Annotated in this window: 24 protein-coding genes and 1 tRNA gene; 10 read left to right on the plus strand and 15 right to left on the minus strand. The window is 74.2% G+C overall.

What is annotated here, in order from left to right; all coding sequences use genetic code 11:
• A partial coding sequence (recA, locus tag CUT83_RS06420) for a recombinase RecA (protein WP_241524770.1) occupies positions 1-857 on the plus strand: 857 nt, incomplete at its 5' end.
• Positions 858-1,005: 148 nt separating this feature from the next.
• Here recA and CUT83_RS06425 read toward each other — a convergent pair.
• Both CUT83_RS06425 and CUT83_RS06430 read right to left on the minus strand, forming a co-directional pair.
• Complete coding sequence (locus CUT83_RS06425; protein WP_165869372.1) at positions 1,006-2,673, minus strand: MDR family MFS transporter; 1,668 nt, start codon at positions 2,671-2,673, stop codon at positions 1,006-1,008.
• Between the two features lie 164 nt (positions 2,674-2,837).
• The gene (locus CUT83_RS06430; RefSeq protein ID WP_101254909.1) at positions 2,838-3,530 is read right to left on the minus strand and encodes a TetR/AcrR family transcriptional regulator; all 693 of its coding nucleotides are present in this window, start codon (positions 3,528-3,530) and stop codon (positions 2,838-2,840) included.
• A gap of 131 nt (positions 3,531-3,661) precedes the next feature.
• Here CUT83_RS06430 and CUT83_RS06435 point away from each other — a divergent pair, with 131 nt between their 5' ends.
• The gene (locus CUT83_RS06435) at positions 3,662-4,303 is read left to right on the plus strand and encodes a GNAT family N-acetyltransferase (protein ID WP_101254910.1); all 642 of its coding nucleotides are present in this window, start codon (positions 3,662-3,664) and stop codon (positions 4,301-4,303) included.
• Here the strand turns inward: CUT83_RS06435 and CUT83_RS06440 are convergent.
• A complete protein-coding gene (locus tag CUT83_RS06440) occupies positions 4,290-5,891 on the minus strand; it encodes a PH domain-containing protein (protein ID WP_101254911.1) in 1,602 nt (533 codons plus the stop codon). The genes CUT83_RS06435 and CUT83_RS06440 overlap by 14 nt on opposite strands.
• A gap of 314 nt (positions 5,892-6,205) precedes the next feature.
• Between CUT83_RS06440 and CUT83_RS06445 the strand changes: the two genes are divergently transcribed.
• Positions 6,206-7,093, plus strand: a complete 888-nt coding sequence (locus tag CUT83_RS06445) for a CAP domain-containing protein (RefSeq protein WP_101254912.1) — start codon at positions 6,206-6,208, stop codon at positions 7,091-7,093.
• Between the two features lie 80 nt (positions 7,094-7,173).
• On the opposite strand, the gene CUT83_RS06450 is transcribed toward CUT83_RS06445, so the two are convergent.
• Together CUT83_RS06450 and CUT83_RS06455 are read right to left on the minus strand one after the other, a co-directional pair.
• A tRNA-Met gene (locus CUT83_RS06450) sits at positions 7,174-7,247 on the minus strand.
• Positions 7,248-7,310: 63 nt separating this feature from the next.
• Positions 7,311-8,249 (minus strand): DMT family transporter, encoded by a 939-nt coding sequence (locus CUT83_RS06455; RefSeq protein ID WP_101254913.1) that lies wholly within the window; start codon positions 8,247-8,249, stop codon positions 7,311-7,313.
• Between CUT83_RS06455 and CUT83_RS06460 the strand changes: the two genes are divergently transcribed.
• The 6 genes from CUT83_RS06460 (at position 8,248) to CUT83_RS06485 (ending at position 14,719) form a co-directional block, all read left to right on the plus strand.
• Positions 8,248-9,663 carry an aminotransferase-like domain-containing protein gene (locus CUT83_RS06460; protein WP_101254914.1) on the plus strand — a complete coding sequence of 472 codons (1,416 nt, stop codon included), beginning with the start codon at positions 8,248-8,250 and terminating at the stop codon, positions 9,661-9,663. The genes CUT83_RS06455 and CUT83_RS06460 overlap by 2 nt on opposite strands.
• Before the next feature lie 351 nt (positions 9,664-10,014).
• Positions 10,015-10,854: a UbiA family prenyltransferase gene (locus CUT83_RS06465; protein WP_241524771.1), complete on the plus strand. Its 840-nt coding sequence runs from the start codon at positions 10,015-10,017 to the stop codon at positions 10,852-10,854.
• The gene (locus tag CUT83_RS06470; protein ID WP_101254916.1) at positions 10,851-12,050 is read left to right on the plus strand and encodes an NAD(P)/FAD-dependent oxidoreductase; all 1,200 of its coding nucleotides are present in this window, start codon (positions 10,851-10,853) and stop codon (positions 12,048-12,050) included. The genes CUT83_RS06465 and CUT83_RS06470 overlap by 4 nt, the downstream gene beginning before the upstream one ends.
• Complete coding sequence (locus tag CUT83_RS06475; RefSeq protein ID WP_101254917.1) at positions 12,047-13,135, plus strand: type III polyketide synthase; 1,089 nt, start codon at positions 12,047-12,049, stop codon at positions 13,133-13,135. Before CUT83_RS06470 ends, CUT83_RS06475 begins: the two co-directional genes overlap by 4 nt.
• Complete coding sequence (locus tag CUT83_RS06480; RefSeq protein WP_101254918.1) at positions 13,132-13,650, plus strand: isoprenylcysteine carboxyl methyltransferase family protein; 519 nt, start codon at positions 13,132-13,134, stop codon at positions 13,648-13,650. The genes CUT83_RS06475 and CUT83_RS06480 overlap by 4 nt, the downstream gene beginning before the upstream one ends.
• A 19-nt stretch (positions 13,651-13,669) precedes the next feature.
• Complete coding sequence (locus CUT83_RS06485; protein ID WP_241524772.1) at positions 13,670-14,719, plus strand: FAD-dependent monooxygenase; 1,050 nt, start codon at positions 13,670-13,672, stop codon at positions 14,717-14,719.
• Positions 14,720-14,726: 7 nt separating this feature from the next.
• Here the strand turns inward: CUT83_RS06485 and CUT83_RS06490 are convergent, their stop codons facing one another.
• Complete coding sequence (locus CUT83_RS06490) at positions 14,727-16,127, minus strand: alpha/beta hydrolase domain-containing protein (RefSeq protein WP_206282574.1); 1,401 nt, start codon at positions 16,125-16,127, stop codon at positions 14,727-14,729.
• Positions 16,128-16,265: 138 nt separating this feature from the next.
• Between CUT83_RS06490 and CUT83_RS06495 the strand changes: the two genes are divergently transcribed.
• The gene (locus CUT83_RS06495) at positions 16,266-16,526 is read left to right on the plus strand and encodes a hypothetical protein (protein WP_101254920.1); all 261 of its coding nucleotides are present in this window, start codon (positions 16,266-16,268) and stop codon (positions 16,524-16,526) included.
• Positions 16,527-16,786: 260 nt separating this feature from the next.
• On the opposite strand, the gene CUT83_RS06500 is transcribed toward CUT83_RS06495, so the two are convergent.
• The 9 genes from CUT83_RS06500 to CUT83_RS06535 all read right to left on the minus strand — a co-directional run bounded on the left by CUT83_RS06500 (position 16,787) and on the right by CUT83_RS06535 (position 24,298).
• Entirely contained in the window at positions 16,787-17,572 is a 786-nt protein-coding gene (locus CUT83_RS06500) for an ABC transporter permease (RefSeq protein WP_101254921.1), read from the minus strand.
• Positions 17,569-18,549: an ATP-binding cassette domain-containing protein gene (locus tag CUT83_RS06505; protein WP_101254922.1), complete on the minus strand. Its 981-nt coding sequence runs from the start codon at positions 18,547-18,549 to the stop codon at positions 17,569-17,571. Before CUT83_RS06505 ends, CUT83_RS06500 begins: the two co-directional genes overlap by 4 nt.
• Before the next feature lie 108 nt (positions 18,550-18,657).
• Positions 18,658-19,503 (minus strand): DUF4097 family beta strand repeat-containing protein, encoded by an 846-nt coding sequence (locus CUT83_RS06510; RefSeq protein WP_101254923.1) that lies wholly within the window; start codon positions 19,501-19,503, stop codon positions 18,658-18,660.
• Positions 19,504-19,586: 83 nt separating this feature from the next.
• On the minus strand, positions 19,587-20,111 hold the full coding sequence (locus CUT83_RS06515; RefSeq protein WP_101254924.1) for a toxin-antitoxin system HicB family antitoxin: 525 nt from the start codon (positions 20,109-20,111) through the stop codon (positions 19,587-19,589).
• Between the two features lie 333 nt (positions 20,112-20,444).
• Positions 20,445-22,853 carry an ATP-binding cassette domain-containing protein gene (locus tag CUT83_RS06520; protein ID WP_101254961.1) on the minus strand — a complete coding sequence of 803 codons (2,409 nt, stop codon included), beginning with the start codon at positions 22,851-22,853 and terminating at the stop codon, positions 20,445-20,447.
• Between the two features lie 83 nt (positions 22,854-22,936).
• Positions 22,937-23,104 carry a hypothetical protein gene (locus CUT83_RS30040; RefSeq protein ID WP_158238974.1) on the minus strand — a complete coding sequence of 56 codons (168 nt, stop codon included), beginning with the start codon at positions 23,102-23,104 and terminating at the stop codon, positions 22,937-22,939.
• Between the two features lie 10 nt (positions 23,105-23,114).
• A complete protein-coding gene (locus tag CUT83_RS06525) occupies positions 23,115-23,534 on the minus strand; it encodes a helix-turn-helix domain-containing protein (RefSeq protein WP_101254925.1) in 420 nt (139 codons plus the stop codon).
• Positions 23,494-23,844, minus strand: coding sequence for a helix-turn-helix domain-containing protein (locus CUT83_RS06530; protein WP_107490854.1), 351 nt, complete (start codon positions 23,842-23,844; stop codon positions 23,494-23,496). The genes CUT83_RS06525 and CUT83_RS06530 overlap by 41 nt, the downstream gene beginning before the upstream one ends.
• 43 nt (positions 23,845-23,887) lie before the next feature.
• Entirely contained in the window at positions 23,888-24,298 is a 411-nt protein-coding gene (locus tag CUT83_RS06535) for a VOC family protein (protein ID WP_101254962.1), read from the minus strand.
• Positions 24,299-24,366 lie beyond the last annotated feature (68 nt).

Raw genomic sequence — 24,366 nt, forward strand, 5'->3', positions numbered from 1 at the left:
CCTCCGGCAAGACCACCCTGACCCTGCACGCGGTGGCCAACGCCCAGCGGATGGGCGGCACGGTCGCCTTCGTCGACGCCGAGCACGCGCTGGACCCGGAGTACGCCAAGCGGCTGGGGGTGGACGTGGACTCGCTGATCCTGTCCCAGCCCGACAACGGCGAGCAGGCGCTGGAGATCACCGACATGCTCATCCGCTCCGGGGCGCTGGACCTGATCGTGATCGACTCGGTGGCCGCGCTGGTGCCGCGCGCGGAGATCGAGGGCGAGATGGGCGACTCGCACGTGGGCCTGCAGGCGCGGCTGATGAGCCAGGCGCTGCGCAAGATCACCGGTGCGCTCAGCCAGTCCAAGACCACCGCCATCTTCATCAACCAGCTCCGCGAGAAGGTCGGAGTGATGTTCGGGTCGCCGGAGACGACCACCGGTGGGCGGGCGCTGAAGTTCTACGCCTCGGTGCGGCTGGACATCCGCCGGATCGAGACGCTCAAGGACGGCACCGATGCGGTGGGCAACCGCACCCGGGTGAAGGTGGTCAAGAACAAGGTGGCGCCGCCGTTCAAGCAGGCGGAGTTCGACATCCTCTACGGGGTGGGGATCAGCCGGGAGGGCGGGCTGATCGACATGGGGGTGGAGCACGGCTTCATCCGCAAGTCGGGCGCCTGGTACACCTATGAGGGCGATCAGCTGGGGCAGGGCAAGGAGAACGCCCGCAACTTCCTGCGCGACAACCCGGATCTGGCCGACGAGATCGAGAAGAAGATCAAGGAGAAGCTCGGCATCGGGGTCCGGCCGCAGGCGGAGAACGAGGTGGACCCCGGGGAGGAGGCCATCCGCACCCTCGCCGCCGGGTTCTGACCCGCCTCGCCGGCACCCCGCCTCGCCGGCACCCCGCCCCGCCGGCACCCCGTCCCGCCGGCACCCCGTCCCGCGCCCGGAGGGCCGTGGGACGGCCGGGCCGGGAGCCACGGCCCGCGGCCTGCCCCCGGTACCGGCACCGCCGGGCTCAGCCGACCCGGGCCGCCGGTTCCCTGCCGGCCTCTCCGTCGGTTTCTCCGCCGCTCCCCCCGTCGGTCCCCGGACCACCGTCACCGTCCACGGGCCGCTGCTCCGGGCCGCCGTCCGAGGCCCGGGCTCCGGCGCCCGCGGACTCCTCGGCCAGCCGTTCCATGCCGCTGGTGGTCTTCAGCGGCTTCTCCTTGATGAACACGACGGCGACCAGGGCGAGCAGGGCGAAAGGCGTCGCGACGAGGAAGAGGTCCGCGGTGGCGACACCGTAGGCGTGCTCCACGATCGCCCGGACCGGCGCCGGCAGTGCGGTGACGTCGGGGACGCCGCCCTCCGGGCCGCCGGGGGCCCGGGCCCCGGTGGCGGGAACGCCCGCCTGCTCCAGCCCCCGGGTCATCTCGGTCGCGACCCGGTTGGCCAGGATCGCGCCGAGCACGCTGGTGCCGATCGTGCCGCCCATGCTGCGGAAGAAGGACAGCACGGAGGTCGCGGCGCCCAGCTCGGCGGCGGGGACGTCGTTCTGCGCGGCCAGCACCAGGTTCTGCATCAGCATGCCGACTCCGATGCCGAGCACCGCCATGTAGACGCTGAGCAGGCCGAAGCCCGTGCCGGAGTCGATCGTGGCGAGCAGCCCGAGACCGGCGGTCATGGTGATCGCGCCCGCCACCAGGTACACCTTCCACCTGCCGGTGGCGCTGATGACCTGGCCGGCGACGGTGGAGGAGACCAGCAGGCCCAGGATCATCGGCAGGCTCATCAGACCGGCGACGGTCGGGGACTTGCCCAGGGAGATCTGGAAGTACTGGGAGAGGAAGACGGTGCCACCGAACATGGCCACACCCACCAGCAGGCTGGCGACGGTGGTCAGGGTCACGGTGCGGTTGCGGAAGATGTCCAGGGGGATGACCGGCTCCGGCACCCGCGACTCGACGTAGACCGCGGCGATCAGCAGCACCACGCCGCCACCGGTCAGAACGGCGGTCTGCCAGGAGAGCCAGTCGAACCGGTTCCCGGCCAGCGAGGTCCAGACGAGCAGCGCGCAGACGCCCGCGACGATCAGGAAGGCGCCCAGGAAGTCGATCCTCACCTCGCGCCGGACGGTGGGCAGCCGCAGGGTGCGCTGCAACAGCACGATCGCCAGCAGCGCGAACGGCACGCCGATGAAGAAGCACCAGCGCCACCCCAGCCACGAGGTGTCCACCAGGACGCCGCCGATCAGCGGCCCGGCCACGGTGCCCACGGCGAAGACGGCGCCGAAGATGCCCGCGTACCTGCCCAGCCTGCGGGGCGGGATGACGGCGGCCATCACCACCTGGGCCAGGGCGGTGAGGCCGCCCGCGCCGATGCCCTGGACGACCCGGCTGAAGATCAGCAGCTCGACGCCCTGGGAGAAACCGGCCAGCAGCGAGCCGACCACGAACATGCCCAGGGAGAGCTGCAGCAGCAGCTTCTTGTTGTAGAGGTCGGACAGTTTGCCCCACAACGGCACGGTCGCCGTCATGGCCAGCAGTTCGGAGGTGACGACCCAGGTGTAGGAGGACTGACTGGCCCCCAGGTCGGTGATGATCCGTGGCAGCGCGTTGGCCACCACCGTGCCCGCCAGGATGGCGACGAACATACCGGCCATCAGGCCGGACATGGCCTGGAGGATCTGCCGGTTGGTCATGGATGTGGGCGGCGCCTGGTCAGGCGCCTGCGATGCGGTCACAACGTCCTTCTCTGGGGCTTTCAGGGGCTTCGTGGAGCGCTCTCATGCGCCGGCACTGAGCGCGCGGGCCCGACCGGGTCCTGTCGGGCGGGGTGTTCCGGCCGGTGCGGGAGCGGGGCGGGTCAGCTCCGCCGGTTTCCGCCGGACGGCGCCGGCAGTCCGGCGGCCAGGTGCTCGAAGACCTGCCGGAAGACATCGGTGAAGGCGAGCCGGTCCTGCTGTGCGCACCAGTGCTCGACGGAGACCCGGACGGCGGTGCCGCCGACGGCGGCCAGCAGGCGTGGGTACAGGTCCAGCGCCCTGCGCCGTTCCCTCTCGGAGACGGGGGACGCCGGGCCGGCGGCGGGGACGGGAGCGCCGCCGAGGCGCTCGGCGAGCGCCTCGGCCAGGCCGAGTTCGTCGGCCAGATGCGCGGCGAGGCTGCGGGCGAGCAGATGCGGTGAGGCGCTCAGCACCCTGGCGTGGAGATCCCACACCTCGTGGCGCTGCTCGATCTCCGCCAGTTCCGCCGCCATGGCCTCGCGCAGCGCCTCCAGCGGGGAGAGACCGGCCGCTGCTTCGAGCACACCGCGACGGACCCGCGCGCCCGACTCCGCGTCGACCATGACGAAGGCGTCGTCGCGGGAGTCGAAGTAGTTGAAGAACGTCCGGGGGGAGACGCCGGCCGCCTCGCTGATGGCCTCGACGGTGACGTGCTCCGCCCCGTGCTCCGCCGCGAGCCGTACCGCCGCTTCCGTGAGAGCGGCGCGCGTGGCCCGCTTCTTGCGTTCCCGCAGCCCGCTTCCCGGGGCCTTCTTCTCCACCACATCTTGCATGCTAGGAAAAAATGCATGCTCTGTAAAAATCATTTCCGGCCACCCCGGCTCCCGGTGTCCTCGTGAGCCGGGGTGTCCGGGCGTGTGGCAGCCTGACCGGATCACCGGAGCGGAGCGAGGGGGGAGCGGCTGTGAGCCGGACACTGGGGGAAATCCTGGACGCGGCGGCCGCGGGACGGTTCCCGCCGCCGGACGGCGGCACGACCGTGGTGCCGCAGCCGACCCGCCGCGACGCCGGGGTGGTCGCGTTCACCGCGCACTCAGTGGTCTTCACCGACGAGGACCCGCGATGGGTCCATGACACGCTGGCGACCGTGGACTGCGACGAACTGGCGGCCACGATGAACCCGCGGTTCCTGGCGGCGTTCATGGCCCGCACCGGACGCGCGACCGACACGGTCGACCTGCTGACGGTGGCACGCGCCCTGCCGGGTCCCCCTCCGCTGGAGCTGCGCGAGATCGCGGACCCGGACCATCCGCGGGCGGCCCGGGCCCGTGGACGCCGTGACGGTGTGCGGGTATGGGCGGCCGCCGGGGGAGTGCTCGTCCTCGGCCGGGGCGTGGCGGGCCGCTGGGAGGCATCGGTCGAGGTGGACGAGGGGGTACGGCACCGGGGGCTGGGCCGGACGCTGGCGAGGGCCGCCCGGCACCTCGTACCGGACGGGGAGCCTGTCTGGGCCCAGCAGGCGGCGGGCAACGCGCGCAGCGTGCGGGCCTTCCAGGCGGCCGGGTTCCGGCCGGTGGGTGCCGAGGTGCTGCTCACCGCGCGGTAGGAGCGTCCCCCACGGCCTCGCCGGAGTCCGCGGGGGTTTTCGCATGCTCCAGTTCGCGCAGGATGCGGGTCAGGTCGCCGGGAGCGGCGGCGAGGCGGACCGGGCGGCCGGCGTCGTCGAGTTCGGCGATGTGCCAGCCGCCGGGTACGGCCCCACCGTCGCCGCCGCGGACGCGCCGCACCTCCTTGACGGTGAGCCGTTCCACGGGAATCGGCCTCGCCGCGAACCGGCCGGGGCCGGGGTGCGGCGTCACCGCGGGCGGCCCGCCGCCGATGACGATGTGAGTGCCGAAGTGGTGCGGGTTGTAGTCGGTGGGCTCCAGGAAGCGGGCGCTCAGGAAAACCTCCGTGTCCTGCCCCGTGGGCTCCCCGGCCGCCGCGTCCCCACCGGACCCACCGGACCCACCGGGCGCGCGTATGTGGGTGGCACGCCAGGCCCAGGCCAGCACACCCAGTGTGACCAGCGACCCCGCGACCGTCCACACGCTTCCCACGGTGGAGCCGAACGGGCCCGTGGGGTGGAGGTAGGCCAGCGGCAGCAGCCACAGGGCCGTTGCGGCGAGCGCACCCACGAACGGAAGCTCCGACGGGAGGACCTCGTCGTCGGGCAGCCGCCGCCGGCGCAGCCACAGCAGCACCCGCGCGCCGGGCCAGCCGGCGGCCAGGGCGCACAGGGCCGCGAGGACGGCCACGCTCCCCGGGGTGACGACGTGCTCGCGCCATACGTGCCGCTCCCCGGCGACCTCCATCACCTCGCCCCGCCACAGGGTCAGCTCGACCCTGTCGCCGGGCCGGAACCCCCGGGCGGCCTCCTGGGAGACCCTGAGCCGCTCCAGCGGCCGGCCGCCGGTGAAGTACAGGTGGCTGGGGTTCCTGGGGCGGCCCGCCTCGGTCCGCTCGATCTCGGCCGGCAGGGTGCTCAGGCACTCACCCCGCTCCGCCTCGGGCACCCGGGCGGTGCACGGCACGGCCGACCTCCACGCCCGCTCCTCGGCGGCGGTGCCCGAGATGGACCACACCGCCAGCCCCGCCCCCGACAGCAGCAGCACGCACAGGCCCAGCGACCCGAGCCGGCCGTACCCCGCGGAGCGGTGGGAGACGACCGGCAGATGGCCCGATCGGGGGGTTCCGTGACGGTGGTGCAGCGCACGGAGCTTCTCCAATGCCGCGTCGAACTCCGGGTCCTCGGGAGACCAGCTGCGCGGCAGGGGCAGCAGCCGCCTGCGCCCGTCGTGCGGCACCACACCGACGCGGCGGGTGTCCGGGGCCTTGTGGTTCCACTCGTTCCTCATGCGGATCTGCAGATCGGCGACGCCGGACCACGGCATGCTCCGGCGGCGCAGCAGTGTCCGGACGTGCAGACCGTACGCGTCGGCGCTCACCCGGGCGACGGCCCCGCGCAGCGAGGCGAGGGCCACCAGCGCCGACAGCAGGGCGATCCCCGCCCACACACCCCACAGTCCGCCGCGTTCCGCCGAGTGCACCGCGGTCGCGGCCGTCACGGCCGCCCCCGCCGCTCCCAGGGCGGTGAAGATCCACTGGGTGCGTCGGTAAGGAGAACGACAGGTGACTTCCCGGACATCGGTCATGGGTACGACCCTGCCGCCGTCCGGCCGGGGCCTCATGTGCACGATGCGGCAGTCTTCCGCCCGGCGACGCTGCCGGGTACGGGAGACTCCGCATCCCGGCCCGGCCGGTCACCGCCGGGAGCCCCCGCGCCCGGGCGCAACCTCATGGCTTCCTTAGGGCTTCCTGAAGAAGCCCTTCTCCGGCGTCCCGAGGGCCCCGGACCTGCCTAGGCTCTCGCCCAACCCCCTCCGGGACCCCGGCAGTCGCGACCGCGCCGCCGGGGTCCCTCCCCGGGGCGACCGATCCCCGACCGACTCACCGAGGTACCGTCCGCATGAGCCCCCGCCGAGCCGGCCGTTCCCGCCACCGCTCCCACGCCCGTCCCAAGGGCGCCCCGCCCGCGCGCAACATCGTTCTCGCGCTCGGCGTGGTCACCATGGCGGCGGGCGCCGGCCTCACCGTGGTCGCGGGCGGAGGGCAGGACGGGCCGGCCGACCGCGTGGCGGCCGACGCGGCCGACACCGCGCACGACACCGAGGACGCAGTCGCCGGCGGCGCGTCCCCGTCCGCCTCATCCGGTCCGGACGAGAGCGTGTCCGCCTCGCCCGGTGCGGACAGGGCCGGTGAGCCGGTCAAGTCCGGAGAGCCGGAGGAGCCGGGGAAGTCCGCACGCGGTGCCGCCCCCTCCGCTTCCGCGCCCGCCTCCGGATCCACCGGGGGAGCGGAACCGGACAGGGCGGCCAGGAGCGGGCAGAGCCGCACGGCCGGCTCCGAAGGCACCGTCAAGCCCGGCGGCGGGGGAGACGCCGGAGCTCCCGGGGCGGACACGCCGGGGGACGGCGGGCCGCAGGAGCGGGTACTCGCACTCGTCAACAGGGAGCGGGCCGCGGCCGGTTGCCGCCCGGTCACCGCCGACGCCCGGCTGGCGCGGGCCGCGGAGGACTACAGCGACACCATGGCCGCCTCCGGCGTGCTGTCCCACACGGGGCCCGACGGCTCCACGATGGCCGGCCGGGTCGAGGCGGCCGGGTACGCCTGGAGCAACCTGGGCGAGAACATAGCCCAGGGGCAGCCGGACGCCGCCTCGGTCATGAAGGCGTGGATGAACAGCCCCGGCCACCGCGCGAACATACTCAACTGCGCCTTCGAGGAGCTGGGCGTCGGTGTCCACTTCGGCGACGGCGGCCCGTGGTGGACCCAGAACTTCGGCACCGGCCGGTAGCGGCGCGGCGCCGACGGCCGCCCGCGGGCAGGAAAGAGGTCCGGCCCCGGTGCTGAGTGCACCGGGGCCGGACCTTCCAGTAGCGGGGACAGGATTTGAACCTGCGACCTCTGGGTTATGAGCCCAGCGAGCTACCGAGCTGCTCCACCCCGCGGCGGTGCCACCACTGTACGGCACGCCGCGGCCCGAGGCGAAACGGGCAGGCCGGCGAGGAAATTCAGCTCGTACCTGCGGCACGCACCGTCCGGGTGCGTACGGTGGCGCCGGCGCAGACGATCACGGCGAGGCCGCCGAGGACGGTGGGCCAGGTGATCTGCTCGCGCAGGAGCAGCGCGGCCCAGCAGATGCTCATCACGGGCTGGACGAGCTGCACCTGGCCGACTCGCGCCATCGGACCGATCGCAAGCCCCCGGTACCAGGCGAAGAAGCCGAGGAACATGCTCACCACCCCGAGGTAGGCGAACGCGGACCACTCGGCCGGACCCCCGGTAGGAGGCCGCGACGAGGCCGAGAGGACGGTGAGGGCCGCCATCAGCGGCGCGGAGAGCACCAGCGCCCAGGAGATGGTCTGCCAGGCGCCGAGTTCACGGGCGAGGATCCCGCCCTCCGCGTAGCCGGTACCGGCCGCCGCGACGGCGCCGAGCAGAAGCAGGTCGGACCAGTGGAGCCCGCCGAACCCGCCCCCCTGGAGAGAGGCGAACACGACCGCGGCGACCGCGCCGACGGCCGCCATGGCCCAGAACGGGGTCGGAGGGCGTTCGTGTCCGCGGAGCACGGCCATCACCGCGGTCGCGGCCGGCAGGAGCGCGATCACGACGGCGCCGTGACCGGCCGAGGCGGTGGTCAGGGCATAGGAGGTCAGCACGGGGAAGCCGACGACCACGCCGCCGGCGACGACCGCCAGACGGCCCCACTGGGCGCCGCGGGGCGGACGCTGCCGGGTGACCGCCAGCGCGACCGCCGCCAGCAGCGCGGCGACCACCGCGCGGCCGGAGCCGACGAACAGCGGTGACATCCCACCGCCCTCGACGGCGACCCGGGTGAACGGGACGGTGAACGAGAACGCTCCGACCCCGAGCAGCCCCCACCCGAGACCGGCGCGGGACGGGGATAGCGCATGGGCTTCGAGAAGAGTAGCGCTACTGTTGTGTGTCATGGAAAACGATAGCAGTTCGCGGATCGTCGCCGATCTCCGCGAATGGATCGCGTCGGCCGCCCCGGGCGCGAGACTGCCCTCCACGCGCACACTGGCCGCCCGTTACGGGGCCGGCCCCGTAACGGTCCAGAAGGCGCTGCGGACCCTGGCGGCGCAGGGAATGGTGGAGAGCCGCCCCGGCGTGGGGACCTTCGTCCGAGCGATCCGCGTGGCCCGCCCGAACGACTACGGCTGGCAGACCGCGGCGCTCGGATCGCCGCGCAACCGGGCACCGCAGCTCTCCACCGCACTGCGCACCACCCCGAACGACGTGATCGCGCTTCACTCGGGCTACCCCGACCGGGAGTTGCTGCCCGAACGCCTGGTCCGCTCCGCGTTCACCCGGGCGGCCCGGAGCGACGCCGCCGTCAGCCGCCCCCCGGCCGCGGGACTGCCCGAACTCCAGGCGTGGTTCGCGGCCGAACTCGCCACCGCGACACCGGCCGGGACCACGCCGCCGACACCGGGCGACGTCGTCGTCTTCCCCGGCAGCCAGAGCGGACTGGGCACCGTCTTCCGCGCCCTCGTCGGAGCGGGCCGCCCCCTGCTGGTGGAATCGCCCACCTACTGGGGCGCGATCCTCGCCGCCGCGCAGGCGGGCGTACAGGTCGTGCCCGTCCCCAGCGGGGCGCGCGGCCCCGACCCGGAGGAACTGGCGCGCGCGTTCGAGCGGACCGGGGCGCGCGCGTTCTACGCCCAGCCGAACTTCGCCAATCCCACCGGCGCCCGGTGGTCGCCCGGTCTGGCCGACCGGGTCCTCGGCACCGTCCGGAGCCACGGCGCGTTCCTGATCGAGGACGACTGGGCGCACGACTTCGGCATCGACGCGGACCCGGTCCCGATCGCCGCCCGGGACGACGGCGGGCACGTCGTCTACCTGCGCTCCCTGACCAAGAGCGTCTCCCCGGCCGTCCGCATCGCCGGCGTCGTCGCCCGGGGCCCGGCCCGCACACGCGTCCTCGCCGACGCCCAGGCCGAGTCGATGTACGTCAGCGGCATCCTCCAGGCCGCCGCACTCGACGTCGTCACACAGCCCGCCTGGCGCACCCATCTGCGCAACCTGCGCCACCAACTCGCCGCACGCCGGGACCTGCTGATCGCGTCGCTGCGGGAGCACGCGCCCACCGCCCGCCTCGAAGCGGTGCCGCGGGGCGGGCTGAACATCTGGGTCCGGCTGCCGGACACCACCGACCTGGCCCGGCTCGTGAGGGACTGCGAGGGCGACGGGGTCCTCGTCGCCCCCGGCGGCGAGTGGTTCCCCGCCGAACCGACCGGGGCCTACCTCCGGCTCAACTACTCGGGGCCCAACCCCGGCGCCTTCCCCGACGGCGCGCGCGCCGTCGAACGGGCGCTCGCCCGGCAGCGGGCGCGGTAGCGTCGGTTGGCGGCGGCCGAAACGGATCTCGTGCTCCGGCGGTTCGTCTCCGCGGCACGGGCGGCGGTGCCGACGGTGGCCGCGCCCCGCCGCGCCCGCCCCGCCGGCCGGGCGCCGCCGATGTCCGCCGGATGCCGTAGGGCCCCGTGTGAGCGGGCGGCGGCGGGGGCACCGATCCCGCATGCGCACCGTGATCAACAGGGTGGCCGGGAGTAACGGCCCCGCAGCCGAAGGCCGCCCGCGCGCCGAAGGCGCGTACGGCGGCAGCGGCCGGGCCCGGCGCCCACCCGCCGTGCCCGGCCCGCCGCGCGAGAGGCTCACCGGGAACCGCGTCGCGGTACGGCGGTGCCCGTGACCGCCGGAGAGGTCCGGGCGCGCCCCGGACCATCGACCGCGCTCGCGCTGCTCACCGCCGCCCACGGCGGTCCGGCCCTGGCGGTCACCGCCGTCGCGGGCCTGCTCGCGCTCCGCGGCGGGCTGCGCCCGGCGCAGGCCGCCGCCGTCACCGCCGCGGTGCTCGCCGGCCAGCTCACCATCGGCTGGGGCAACGACCTGCGCGATCTGGCCCGCGACCGCGCCGCCGGCCGCGCCGACAAACCGCTGGCCGCCGAAGACCTCCCGACGGGCGCGGTGGTGCGGGCCCTGGCCGTGGCCGCGCTCGCCTGTCTCGTGCTGTCCGCGCTCGCCGGCCCGCGCGCCGGGCTGGTCAACATCGTCCTCGTCACCGGCGCGGGCCACGCCTACAACCTCGGCCTGAAGGCGACCGGGTGGTCCTGGGCGCCGTACGCCTGCGCCTTCGGGGCGCTGCCCTCGGTGATCACCCTCGCCGGCCCCGCCCAGACCTGGGCGGCGCCGTGGGCCACCGGCGCCGGCGCCGCGCTCGGAGTCGGGGCGCACCTGCTCAACACCCTGCCCGACCTCGTCGACGACGAACGCGCCGGAGTGCGCGGCCTGCCGCACCGGATCGGCGAACGCCCCTCGCGCGCCCTGGCCGCCGCTCTGCTGGCCGCCGCCTCGCTGCTCGCCGTGCTCGGCCCCGCCGGGAGCCCGCCGGCCTGGGCACTGGCCGCCCTCCTGCCGGTGGCCGCCCTCACGGTGCTCACCCTGGCCGCACACGGCCGTACCCCCTTCCGGGCCGCGGTGGCCGTCGCCCTGCTCGACGTGGCACTGCTCGTGGCGGCCGGCCGATGACGCCGGCATCCGCGCCGTCCGCGTCGTCCGCGCACTGGGACCTCGTGGTGGTCGGCGCCGGGCCGGCCGGCGCATCCGCCGCCCTGGGCGCGCTGCACACCGATCCCGGCCTGCGCGTCGCCCTTGTGGACCGGGCGGACTTCCCCCGGGACAAGGCCTGCGGAGACGCGGTGGCCCCGCACGTACTCGACCTCCTCGCCCGGGTCGGCGTCACCGGCCTCCTCGACGACCGGATCCCGGTCGGCCGGCTCCGCCTGGGCCGCGGCGGCCTGACCGCCGAGCGGCCGATGGCCCGCCCGGCATGGGTGGTGCCGCGCAAGGTCCTCGACGCCCGGCTGGCCGAAGCCGCGGTCGCCGCAGGCGCCCACCTCCTGCGGCACCGGGTCCGCGGCCTGCGACAGCACACCGAAGCGGTGGTCCTGGACGGGCGGATCCGCGCCGCGGTCGTCGTCGGCGCCGACGGCGCCCACTCGGCCGTCCGCCGCGCGCTCGGCCTGCCCGGCGGCCCGGCGGCCCTGGCGCTGCGCGGCTACGCCCCGGTCCCGCCCGGGCGGCGCGGCGCGCAGGTCATCGAGTTCGGCACCCGGCACCAGCCGTCGTACGCCTGGTCCTTCGACCTCGGCGACGGCCTGGCGAACGTCGGGTACGGCGAGATCCTCCACCCCGGTCGTACGGCGCCGGCCCGCGCCCGGCTGCTCGAACGGCTCGACGCGCTGCTGCCCGGCGCGGCGGAGGGCGGGCGGCAGTGGGTCGGGCACCATCTGCCGCTCTCGACGGCGCGCTGGCGCCCTCCGGCCGGGCGGGTGCTGCTCGCGGGCGACGCCGCCGCACTGGTGAACCCGCTGACCGGCGAGGGCATCTACTACGCGGTGGCCACCGGTATCGCGGCGGGCCGCGCGGCGGCCGCAGCCTGCCGCGAGAGAAGACCCGAACGGGCGGGGGAGCGGTACGCCCGTGCCACGCGCCGGATCCTGCTGCCCCACCTGCGCCACACCGCCCTGGCCGCCCGGCTCGCCCGCGGCGGCCGCACCGTCGAGGCCGCCCTGCGCGCCTCCGCGGCCGACCAGCGCGTCTTCGACGACCTCGTCGAACTCGGCCTGGCCCGGGGCCGCCTCACCCCCGCTCTCGCGTTCGGCCTCGGCCGGACGCTCGCCGCATCCGCCCGCCCGACCGGCCCAACCCGGGAGCCAGCATGAGCACGCGCGTCCTCAGCGTTCGCGGCACCCTGCCCGAGCACCGCCACCGGCAGGAGGAGATCACCGAGTTCCTCACCACCATGCCGACCGCCGGCGCCGTCGACCGCGGCCTCCTCGAACGACTGCACCGCAACGTGTGCGTCGAGACCCGCCACACCGCGCTCCCGCTCCAGGAGTACGCCCGCCTGGAGGACTTCGGCCGGGCGAACGACGCCTTCATCCGGGCCGGCACCGAACTCGGCGGCCGCGCGGTCGTCGAAGCGCTCAAGGACGCCGGCCTCGCCCCCGCCGACGTCGACTACATCGTGTCGTGCACGGTGACCGGCCTGGCCGTCCCCTCACTGGAGGCCCGCGTCGCGGCGGAGATCGGGCTGCGCCCCGACGTGGTGCGCCTGCCGCTGGTCGGCCTCGGCTGCGTCGCCGGCGCGGCCGGCCTCGCCCGGCTGCACGACCTGCTGCGCGGCCGGCCGGACGGGGTCGCGGTGCTGATGTCGGTCGAGCTGTGCTCGCTCACCCTCCAGCGCGACGACGCCTCGGTCGCCAACCTCGTGGCCGGCGGCCTGTTCGGCGACGGCGCCGCGGCGGTGGTCGCCGTCGGCCCCGAGCATCCGCTCGCGCACTCCGAGGATCCCGCCCAGCCCCTCGTACTGGCCTCGCGCAGCCGCCTCTACCCCGACTCGGAGCGCGCGATGGGCTGGGACGTCGGCCCCGGCGGGTTCAGGATCGTGCTCGACACCTCGGTCCCCGACCTGGTGCGCCGGTACGTCGGCGGCGACGTCCGCGACTTCCTCGCCGACCACCGGCTGACCGCCGGCGACCTCGGCTGGTACGTGGCGCACCCCGGCGGCCCCAAGGTCCTCCACGCGCTGCAGGACGCGCTCGGGGTCGGGCGGGACGCCCTGGGCGTGACCTGGGACTCACTGCGCCGGATCGGCAATCTGTCCTCCGCCTCGGTGCTGCACGTCATGGCGGACACGCTCGCCGGCCGCCCGCCCCGGCCCGGCTCCTACGGGCTGATGCTCGCCATGGGCCCGGGCTTCTGCTCCGAACTCGTCCTCCTGCGCGCCCCGGGCGGTGCGCGATGAGCAGTGAGCCGCTGTTCACCGCCCTGGTCGTGGCCGTCGGCCTGGAGCGGGTCGCCGAACTGGCCGTGTCCCGCCGCAACGCCGCCTGGAGCTTCGCGCGCGGCGGCGTGGAACTCGGACGGGGCCATTACCCGCTCATGGTGGCGCTGCACACGGGCCTGCTCGCCGGCGCGCTCGTGGAGGTGTGGACGCGCGGGCCGGACGCCGTACCGGTGCTGGCCTGGGCCATGCTCGTCCTCGTCGCGGCCTCGCAGGCGCTGCGCTGGTGGTGCATCGCCACCCTGGGGCGGCAGTGGAACACCCGGGTGATCGTCGTGCCCGGCGCCGCGCGGGTGACCGGCGGCCCCTACCGCCGCCTGCCGCACCCGAACTACCTCGCCGTCGTCGTCGAGGGGCTCGCCCTGCCGCTGGTCCACTCGGCCTGGATCACGGCGGCCGTCTTCACCGTGCTGAACGCCCTCCTGCTGGCCGCCCGCGTCCGCACCGAGGACGCCGCGCTGGCACGACTGGCCTGAGATGCCCGGGAGGACCGCCGTGGACCTGCTCGTCGTCGGCGGCGGCCCGGCGGGGCTCGCCACCGCCCTGCACGCGGCCCGGGCGGGGCTCGGGGTCACCGTCCTCGAACAGCGCGCCGGTACCGTCGACAAGGCGTGCGGCGAGGGGCTGATGCCGGGAGCCGTCGCCGCCCTGGCCGCGCTCGGCGTACACCCGGCCGGGCACGAACTGCGGGGCGTCCGGTACGTCGCCGGACCCCGCCGGGCCGCCGCCGCCTTCCGGGCGGGACCGGGCCGCGGGGTGCGCCGCACCGTGCTGCACGCGGCGCTGCGCGAGGCGGCGCTGGCCGCGGGCGTGCGGATCGAGCACCGCACCGTGCGCGGCGTCGAGCAGGACGGGCGGGGCGTGGTGGCCGGTGGCCTGAGGGCCGCCCACCTCGTCGCGGCCGACGGCCTGCACTCGCCGATCCGCCGGGCACTGGGCCTGGACCGGCCGCACCGGGCGCGCCCGCGGTACGGACTGCGGCGCCACTTCGAACTGGCCCCCTGGAGCGACCATGTCGAGGTGCACTGGGCCCGCGGCGCGGAGGCCTATGTGACCCCGGTGGCCGACGGCCTGGTGGGCGTGGCGGTGCTCACCGCCGGCCGCGGATCCTACGACGACCACCTCGCCGCCTTCCCCGGCCTGCGCGGGCGGCTGTCCGGGGCCCGGCCGGCCGGACCGGTGCGCGGGGCCGGACCGCTGCGCCGCAGCGCGAGAGCGCGCACCGCCGGCCGGGTGCTGCTCGTCGGCGACGCGGCCGGCTACGTCGACGCGCTGACCGGTGAGGGCGTCGCGCTGGCGCTGGCGCAGGCGCCGGCGGCGGTACGCGCGGTCGTCGAAGGCGATCTGACGGCCTATGAGCGGGACTGGCGGCGGCTCACCCGGCGCTACCGCCTGCTGACCCGCACACTGCTCGCGGCGACCGGGCCGGCTCCCGCCCGGGCCGCGCTGGTCCCCGCGGCGCAGCGGCTGCCGTGGCTGTTCTCCGCCGCCGTCGACGCGCTGGCCCGCCCGGCGGGGGAGTGTGCCCCGGCGGGCGGGCGGTGACCGGCGGTCAGTGCTTTCCGATGCCGGAGCCGACCGCCTCCCGGAAGTTGCGCAGCGCGTCGCCGGGAAGAAGGTAGCCGGACAGGACGTTGCGCGTGTCGGCGCGGCGGACGGCGGATACGTAGCCGGCGTGCGAGCGGTACAGCCGGTCGAGACGGCCCTCGTCGAACGGGATGTGGGTGCCGAACAGGACGCAGAAGGTCTCCCCGGAGTTGTCGCCGGTGTTGAGCGCGGTCGGCGCCTCGACCTGGGAGAGCCGGATGCCGCCGCGCGCCAGGCCGAACTCGTCGCGCGCCTTGGTGCCGTCGGGGGCGAACTCCAGCGGCGGCGCCGTCGGCGGCCGGACACCGTGCTCGGCCCAGCGCACCAGATGGCCGTAGGCGGCGGCGATCGCATGGTGCAGGGGGACCCTGCTGAACGCCGGACGGTCGCAGGCGTAAGTGGGCGCGGAGCCCAGGTCGCGTTCGAGGAGGGGCCTGCGGTACTCCTGGCCGTGCCAGCCGGAGTGCGCGGTGCCGGCGACCTCCCAGCGCCGGTAGCGGTCGTCGTCGGCGCGCCGCTCCGGGGTGCGTACGTCGGTCTCCGACAGCACGTGGAACACCGGTTCGGCGCCCTTCCGGGACGGTGCGGGACCGACGATGTGGGCGTAGGCGTCGAAGACGGGCTCGGTCCGGGGCAGGACGCGGTCGTGGTAGACCGTCATCCGCACGGCGGACTGCGACGCACCGATGCCCAGCACCGTCTCGGCCCGGAGCGGGCCGAGGGGAGCGGCACCCTCACGGGTCCGCAGGGCCCTGGCGGCCTGCGCGAACACGTCGTAGGACAGCTCGTCGGCGGTGAAGCGGCCCCGGCCGGTGACGTCGAGATCCCCGTAGCGGGCGGGGCTCCAGCCGCGCAGCTGCTCCACACCGACCCGCTGGGCGGAGACGCCGACCCAGGCGTAGCCTCCGCGGACGATCTGCTCGGGGGACCACAGGGCGTCCAGGTCGTACCCGGCCGAGACGTTCTGCCACTCGGTCAGGACGGTGCCGTTGAAGTCCCCGGGGTCGGCGGGGCGGCGGACGATGATGCGGGTGGTGTACGGCACGTCGGAGGCGAGGAGTTCGCCGGTGGTGCTGTAGCCGTCGGCCTCGCCGGACAGGAGGAACTCCTCCTCCACGTACCCGGCGGCGGCCAGGTCCGTGGAGGTGGACAGCCACGGATAGGTGTCCTCCACGTCCGGGGCCGAGGGGTCGCCGGGGACCGTCCCGGCGACGGGCCCCCGCACGACCGGTGTGCCGACCGCCGCCCCGGGGGCCGCCTCCGCCGCCGGGGCGGACCGCGGGGCGGCCTCGGCCGCCCCCGTGGCCAGGGTGGCGGTGACCAGAGCGGCCAGTAAGATCCGCGACGTTCTGCGCCATGTGCTCATACGCGTCCGGCTCCTTTTCCCGGGCGGGCTGTGCGCCCGCCCGTCCCCGGACAGGATGGCCGGTGCGGGCCGGGGCTTCATCGGCCGAACCACCGGCCCTGACCCCTGCCCGCTTCCCCGGTCGGTAGCGTCTGCCGGGTGATCGATGACGCCGACACCTGGAACCGGCTCGCCGCCCTGCTGCCGGAGGCCGACGCCCGGGAGGTCGGGGACTGCCGGGAGATCGGGGAACAGGAGGCGGGGCTCGGCCTGCTCGTCTTTGGTCTTCTCACCCACCGGGTACCGATCAGCGAGACGGTCAGGGCCCGGATCTCCGTGCTCGCGGAGGACTGGGGTGGGCGGGAGGCGCTCACCCCCGGATACTGCGGTGCCGTGGCGACGGAAGAGCGTCCACCGTGAGGCTGATCGAGCGGGAGGGAGGTTCCGTCGGCGGGCCGGCGGCCGGAGCCGGTCCAGGCCCGGCCGGTTACGTCCTCCTGCCGTGGATCGCCTGTGACGGATGCGGCCGGGTCCTGCTGCGGGCCCATGACCGGGAGCGGTGGGGAGGTCTCTCCTCCTCGGCCCGGCACTACATCATCACTTCGCCCGACCGCGCCACCGTCCTGCGGACGCCGCGCCGCGTGGGGCGGCGCCACAGGACGGCCCGCGCGGTCGTCGCACTACCTCGGGTCGCGGTTGAACAGGGACTTGGACCAGAGGTGGCCGAGTGCGGCCAGAACCAGGCACCAGGCCACCGCGAGCGGGCCGTTGTGGCCGATCTCGGTGCCGAGCAGCAGGCCGCGCAGGGTCTCGATGGCCGGCGTGAAGGGCTGGTACTCGGCGATCGGCCGGAACCAGCCCGGCATCGCGTCGACGGGGACGAAGGCGCTGGAGATCAGTGGCAGGACGATCAGCGGCAGCGCGTTGTTGCTCGCCGCCTCGGCGTTCGGGCTGACCATGCCCATCCCGACGGCGATCCAGGTCAGCGCCAGGGCGACCAGCGTCACCAGTCCGAACGCCGCCAGCCACTCCAGGGCGGTCGCGTCCGCGGACCGGAAGCCGATGGCCACGGCGACGGCGCCGACGAGGACCACACTGGCGACCGACCGCAGCACGCTGCCGACGACGTGCCCGACGAGCACGGAGCCGCGGTGGATCGCCATGGTGCGGAAACGGGCGACGATGCCCTCGGTCATGTCCGTGGACACCGACACCGCGGTGCCCACCACGGTGCTGCCGATGGTCATCAGCAGCAGGCCCGGCAGGAGGTAGGCGAGGTACGCGGAACGGTCGGCGCCGCCGATGCCCGCGCTCATCGCCTCGCCGAAGACGTAGACGAACAGCAGTAGCAGGACGATCGGAGTGAGCAGGAGGTTCAGCGTCAGGGACGGGTAGCGCCGCACGTGCAGGAGACTGCGGCGCACCATCGTGGACGAGTCGCGGACGGCGAGGGGCAGGGAACTCATCGGGAGGTCTCCTCGGAGGGCTGGTCGGTGCCGCCGGTCAGGGCGAAGAACACGTCGTCGAGGTCGGGAGTGCGCACGGTCAGCTCGTCCGCCTCGATACCGGCGCAGTCCAGCCGGTCGAGAACGGAGCGCAGCTCGCGCTGGCTGCCGTCGCTGGGGACCCGCAGCACGAGGGAGTCGTCGTCGCGGGCGGCTCCGCGCAGTGCGCCGGCGGCGGACCGGTAGGCGGCCGGGTCGGTGAAACGGAGGCGGACATGGCCGCCGGAGACCAGCCGCTTCAGCTCGTCGGGGGTGCCCTCGGCGGCGATCCTGCCGCCCGCGAGCACGGCGATGCGGTCGGCGAGCTCGTCGGCCTCCTCCAGGTACTGGGTGGTGAGGAGGACCGTGGTGCCGCCCGTGACGAGGTCACGGACGGCTCCCCACATGCTGTGGCGGGCGCGGGGATCGAGGCCGGTGGTCGGCTCGTCGAGGAAGATGACGCTCGGGTCGCCGACGAGTGTCATGGCGATGTCCAGGCGGCGCTTCATACCGCCGGAGTAGGTGGAGGCCGGCTTCCCGGCGGCGTCGGTGAGGCCGAAACGCTCCAGCAGTTCGGCGGTGACCCTTCGCCCCTCGCGCCTGGACAGGTGGTGCAGGTCGGCCATGAGGAGCATGTTCTCCTCGCCGGTGATCAGGCCGTCGACGGCGGAGAACTGCCCGGTGACGCCGATCGCGGCGCGCACGGCCTGCGGTGACGTGGCGATGTCGTGGCCCGCGACCAGGGCCCGGCCGCCGTCGGCGCCGATGAGGGTGGAGAGGATCTTGACGGTGGTGGTCTTGCCGGCGCCGTTGGGTCCGAGCAGCGCGAACACGGACCCGGCCGGGATGTGCAGATCGATGCCGTCGAGGACGGTCTTGTCGCCGTAGGACTTGCGCAGCCCGGCGGCGGAGACGGCGGCGGGCTGCCGCGGTCCGCCGTTTCTCTTGGACGTGGGCATGACAGATACAGGCATGGAGTCCTCCCTTTCGGAGGCCGAAGTGGTCAAGCGGTGAAGCGGTGAAGTGGTGAAGTGGTGGGGGAGCGGTCAGGCCCGCGGGACCGGTGTTCAGGCCCGGGCGCGGCGGATGTCGATGTTGCCGTAGCGGGTCCGGGCGCGTACCTCGACGGTGTCCTCGGTCTTCTCCGGGGCCTCGGAGGCGGCGAGGGTGTTGCGCACCTGCCCGCGGCCGGAGCTGACGTCGAGCCAGGCGGCCGTCCCCTCGCGGACGCCGACCTCGATGGCTCCGTAGGAGGTCTCCAACTGGACCGCCCCGCGAGCGACTTCCGCGACGCGCAGGGTGCCGTGGGCGGTGGTGGCGACGACCGGGCCCTCGGCGCGCGTGATGTCGATGTCGCCGTTGGCGCCGCTCACCCGTAGCTCGTCCGCCGCGGCGCCGACGGTCGTGGTGCCGTGCGAGTTCTTCAGGACGGCCGGACCGCGGACGGCGCCGACACGCAGGCTTCCGGAGCTGGTGGTGATCTCGGCCGGGCCCTCGATGCGGTCGACGGTGATCGAGCCGTGGGAGGCCGTCAGCTTCAGCGGTCCGGTCGCGTCGAGGCGGACGTCACCGGAGGAGGTCTTCACCCGGACCTCGCCGAGCCGGCCCTCACCGAGCACCTGGGTCCAGGCGCCGGTCATGTCGACGTGCGAGTCCATGGGCAGTTCGACCGTCACGTCGACGATGCCGGTGCGCCCGACGAGGTGGCGCCGCCTGGGCGTCCTGACGGTCAGGGCGCCGCCCGAGTACGTGACCTCGGTCTGGTCGGCCGCCCGTACGTCCTGCTCCCGGTTCGGGTCGCGGGGGCGCACCTCGACGACCGTGTCGGGGCGGTCGCCCGCGGTGAACCGGATGGAGCCGGCCTCCACGTGCGCCGTGGCCGAGATCGGTTCGGGAGTGTCGAAAGAAGGCATGGCTGTCCCGTCCTCCTGGGTCTTGGGGCGTCCCCGCTGGTGGGACGTGGTGTGGATGAAGCGGTGCGGGCGTCGGACAGGGCCTAGCGCACCCAGCCCGTGTAGCTCTGCCCGATGGTCCGGGTCCTCTCCGCCGGGCGGGTGTGGTGGCCGCCGTCGACCGCGGCCGACACGGCGCGCACCAGCCAGGCGTTGACCGACAGGCCCTCGCGGCTCGCGGCCTCCTCGGCCCGGGCCTTGAGATGGGCCGGCAGGCGCAGGTTGACGCGGGCGGTGCCGCCCTCCTCGCCATCGGCCGGAGTCGGGGCCGGGGCCGGGGGCATGAGCGGTTCGACGGGCGCGGAGGGTTCCGTGGGGGCGCCGTCGGCGGGTGGCGTCACCACGAACTCGGGGTCGAGTCCGCGCAGCCGTACGTCGACCGAGCCGGGGGCGAGGTCGCGGGTGATCTCGTCCATCGCGGCGGAGAGCACGTTGAGCATGGTCAGCCGGGCCGCCGACTCCAGAGGGGTGGTGAGCCTCTCCGCCAGCTCACGGGCTTCGCCACCGCCGGCCTCGGCGGCCACCGCGAGTTCGCGGCGGAGGGTGTCGACATACGGGGTGAGGTCCATAGCGCCATAGTGGCACCATGTGGTGCCATGTGCAAGCCCCGATGGCCCCTTGGGCGGGAAGGTTCCAGGAGGGGCCGCCCTGAGCTGCGAAAACATCGGGTCCGTGGTTCATGTGACCGCGACGCCGTGCAAGTCAACGGGGCCTTGAGGGTGTGCGATGGCACCTGGTGATGCCAATCGGTGCCAGTCGGTGCCAGTCGGTGCCATCGGGTGCCATCGAGTGCCATCGGGTGCCGCTGTGGTCACCCTCCCACCAGGACGGCCCGCCGCAGTGGTGGCGGGCCGGACCGGGACCGGTGAGGCTCTCCCCGGGACCCCGGGGAGAGCCTCACCTCAGGCGCCGACGTAGGCCGCCAGATGCTCGCCGGTGAGAGTGGAGCGGGAGGCCACGAGATCTGCGGGCGTCCCCTCGAAGACGACCCGGCCGCCGTCGTGTCCGGCACCGGGACCGAGGTCGATGATCCAGTCGGCGTGCGCCATGACCGCCTGGTGGTGCTCGACGACGACGACCGTCCTGCCGGAGTCCACCAGCCGGTCGAGCAGGGCGAGCAGTTGCTCGACGTCGGCGAGGTGGAGACCGGTGGTCGGTTCGTCGAGGATGTAGACGCCGCTCTTCTCGCCCATGTGCGTGGCCAGCTTGAGCCGCTGCCGCTCGCCGCCGGACAGCGTGGTGAGCGGCTGGCCGAGGGTGAGATAGCCGAGTCCGACGTCGGCGAGCCGGCCGAGGATCCGGTGCGCGGCCGGGGTGCGCGCCTCGCCGGCGCCGAAGAACTCCTCGGCCTCGGTCACCGGCATCGCGAGCACCTCGCTGATGTCGCGCCCGCCGAGGCGGTGCTCCAGTACCGACGCCTGGAACCGCTTCCCCCCGCACTCCTCGCAGACGGTGGCGACACCGGCCATCATCGCCAGGTCGGTGTAGACGACGCCGGCGCCGTTGCAGGTGGGACAGGCCCCCGAGGAGTTGGCGCTGAACAGTGCCGGTTTCACTCCGCATGCCTTGGCGAACGCCTTGCGGATCGGGTCGAGCAGCCCGGTGTAGGTGGCCGGATTGCTCCGCCTGGAGCCGCGGATGGGCGTCTGGTCGACACAGACCACGCCGGTGCCCTCGGCCTCCGACCGGCGCAGCAGCGACCCGTGCACCAGCGAACTCTTGCCGGAGCCCGCCACGCCGGTGACCACGCAGAGCACTCCGAGCGGGATGTCGACGTCGACGTTTCGCAGGTTGTGCGTCGTCGCGCCGCGGATCTCCAGGGCGCCGGCGGGCTCGCGCACCGCCTTCTTGAGGGAGGCCCGGTCGTCGAGGTGGCGGCCGGTGAGGGTGCTCGCGGCCCGCAGCCCCTCGACGGTGCCCTCGAAGCAGACGGTGCCGCCCGCCGTCCCCGCGCCGGGTCCGAGGTCGACGACATGGTCGGCGATGGCGACGACCTCGGGCTTGTGCTCGACGACGAGGACGGTGTTGCCCTTGTCCCGCAGGCGCAGCAGCAGATTGTTCATCCGCTGGATGTCGTGCGGGTGGAGGCCGATGGTGGGCTCGTCGAAGACGTAGGTGACGTCGGTGAGCGAGGAGCCGAGGTGGCGGATCATCTTCACCCGCTGCGCCTCGCCGCCCGACAGCGTGCCCGTCGGCCGGTCGAGCGAGAGGTAGCCCAGCCCGATCTCCACGAACGAGTCGAGGGACTGCCCCAGAGCGGTGAGCAGCGGCGCCACCGAGACCTCGTCGAGACCGCGGACCCACTCGGCCAGGTCGCGGATCTCCATCGCGCAGGCGTCGGCGATGGAGATCCCCCCGATCTTCGACGACCGGGCCCGCTCGCTGAGCCGGGTGCCGTCGCACTCGGGGCACTCGGTGAAGGTGACCGCCCGGTCCACGAAGGCCCGGATGTGCGGCTGCATCGATTCCCGGTCCTTGGAGAGGAACGACTTCCGGATCTTCGGGATCAGCCCCTCGTAGGTCAGGTTGACTCCGTTGATCTTCACCTTGGTGGGCTCGCGGTACAGGAAGTCGTACCGCTCCTTCTTGGTGTACTCGCGGATCGGCTTGTCCGGGTCGAAGAAGCCCGACTCGGTGATGACCCGCACCACCCAGCCGTCCCCGGTGTAGGTGGGGATGGTGAACGGATCCTCGGAGAGCGACCTGGAGTCGTCGTAGAGCTGGGTGAGGTCGATGTCGGAGACCGCGCCCCGGCCTTCGCAGTGGGTGCACATGCCGCCGGTGCGGCTGAAGGTCACCTTCTCGGTCCTGGTCCTGTCGGCGCCGCGGTCGACCTTGACCCCACCGCTGGCCGAGACCGAGGCGACGTTGAAGGAGAACGCGGCGGGCGGGCCGATGTGCGGCTTGCCGAGCCGGCTGAAGAGGATGCGCAGCATCGCGTTGGCGTCGGTGGCGGTGCCGACGGTGGAGCGGGGGTCGGCGCCCATCCGCTGCTGGTCGACGATGATCGCGGTCGTCAGCCCTTCGAGCACGTCGGCCTCGGGCCGGTTCGGCGTGGGCATGAAGCCCTGGACGAAGGCGCTGTAGGTCTCGTTGATCAGCCGCTGCGACTCGGCGGCGATCGTGTCGAACACCAGTGAACTCTTGCCCGAGCCGGAGACCCCGGTGAACACCGTCAGCCGGCGCTTCGGGATCTCGATGCTGACGTCCTTGAGGTTGTTCACGCGCGCGCCGTGCACGCGGATCAGGTCGTGGCTGTCGGCGGCGTGCGGCTCGGGCGTCCGCGTGTCCGTCCTCGCGGTGGTGCTCATGGTGTCCCCCATCTGCCGGCCGGCTCGTTCCGGCCGGATCCGAGTGTCGTGTGTCTTCTCGTTCGCCGGTGCGGGGCCGGAGCTCACCGTGCGCGGGGCCGGACGAGACGCGGCATGCCGCCCGCGGGGCCGCGGAGGGCGCGGTCGCGCACCTCCGGGCCGAGGACATCCGGGTGGAAGGCGAGCGCCCCGCCGTGGTCGTCGACGGCGACGGTGACGGCGACGAAGCACTGTGACAGTTCGATGTCCATGGGTTTCACGCTACGGAGGGCAAGCGGGTTTCGCTTCTTTGTTCCTGACCGGCCGCGTGTGGACCTTCGCGATACAGGCCGGGACGGCGGCGCCCTCGTCGTGCCGACGGGCCCGGTACGCGCTCGGGCTCTCGCCGACCAGCTCGGTGAACCGCGAACTGAACGACCCCAGCGACGTGCAGCCGACCGCGAAGCAGACCTCCGTCACCGACAGGTCGCCGCGCCGCAGCAGCGCCTTGGCCCGCTCGATCCGGCGCGTCATCAGATAGCTGTACGGCGTCTCCCCGAAGGCGGCGCGGAAGCTGCGGGAGAAATGGCCCGGCGACATGAGGGCGACGCGCGCCAGCGCGGGGACGTCGAGCGGCTCCGCGTAGTCGCGGTCCATCAGGTCACGGGCCCGGCGCAGCCGGACGAGGTCCTCCAGCGTCACACGTCCACCATCCCACGGCGCCGGGCGCCTCCGGCACCGTTTCCGGCACGACGGGCCCGTCGTGCCGCAGCAGCGCCTCGGCCCGCTCGGCCCGCCGTGCCGTCAGGTACGCATGCGGTGACCTGCCGTAGGCCAGCCGGAACCAGCGGCCGAGATGTGCGACGGACATGTCCGCGTCACGGGCGAGTGACTCGACGTCCGGCGGCCGCGCGTGCTCCCGGTCGATCCTGTCGCGGACGCGGCGCAGCCGCGTGAACTCGCTCAGGCGCTGCGCCCGGACGAGCGCGTGTCTCCAGGCGGGGCGGCACATGGCGGAACTCCTTTCCGTCGGTTCCCGTCGGCGGTCCGGCGGCTCAGCGCAGTTCCTGGACGCGGACCAGGTTGCCCGCGGGGTCCCGGAAGGCGCAGTCGCGGACGCCGTACGGCTGCTCGACCGGCTCCTGCACGACCTCGGCGCCCCCGGCCCGCACCTTCTCGAAGGTGCCGTCGAGGTCCGGTGTGGCCAGCTGGATCCAGCCGTAGGTGCCCTTGGCCATCATCTCGGTGATGGTGCGGCGCTCGTCCTCGGTGATCCCGGGGTCGGCGGCCGGCGGCGCCAGGAGGATGGAGGTGCCGGCCTGGCCGGCGGGACCGACGGTGATCCAGCGCATCCTGCCCTCTCCGACGTCGGTGCGGACCTCGAAGCCGAGGGTGTCGCGGTAGAAGGCCAGGGACGCGTCCGGGTCGTCGTGGGGGAGGAAGACGGTGTGAATGGTGATGTCCATGGTGATCAGGTTAGGCACGGCCCGCGGCCCGCGCTTCTCGAATCCTGACCGGTTCCCGGCCGCCCCTG

Origin of the sequence: Streptomyces barkulensis (assembly GCF_002843305.1) — a bacterium.
Taxonomy (GTDB): domain Bacteria; phylum Actinomycetota; class Actinomycetes; order Streptomycetales; family Streptomycetaceae; genus Streptomyces; species Streptomyces barkulensis.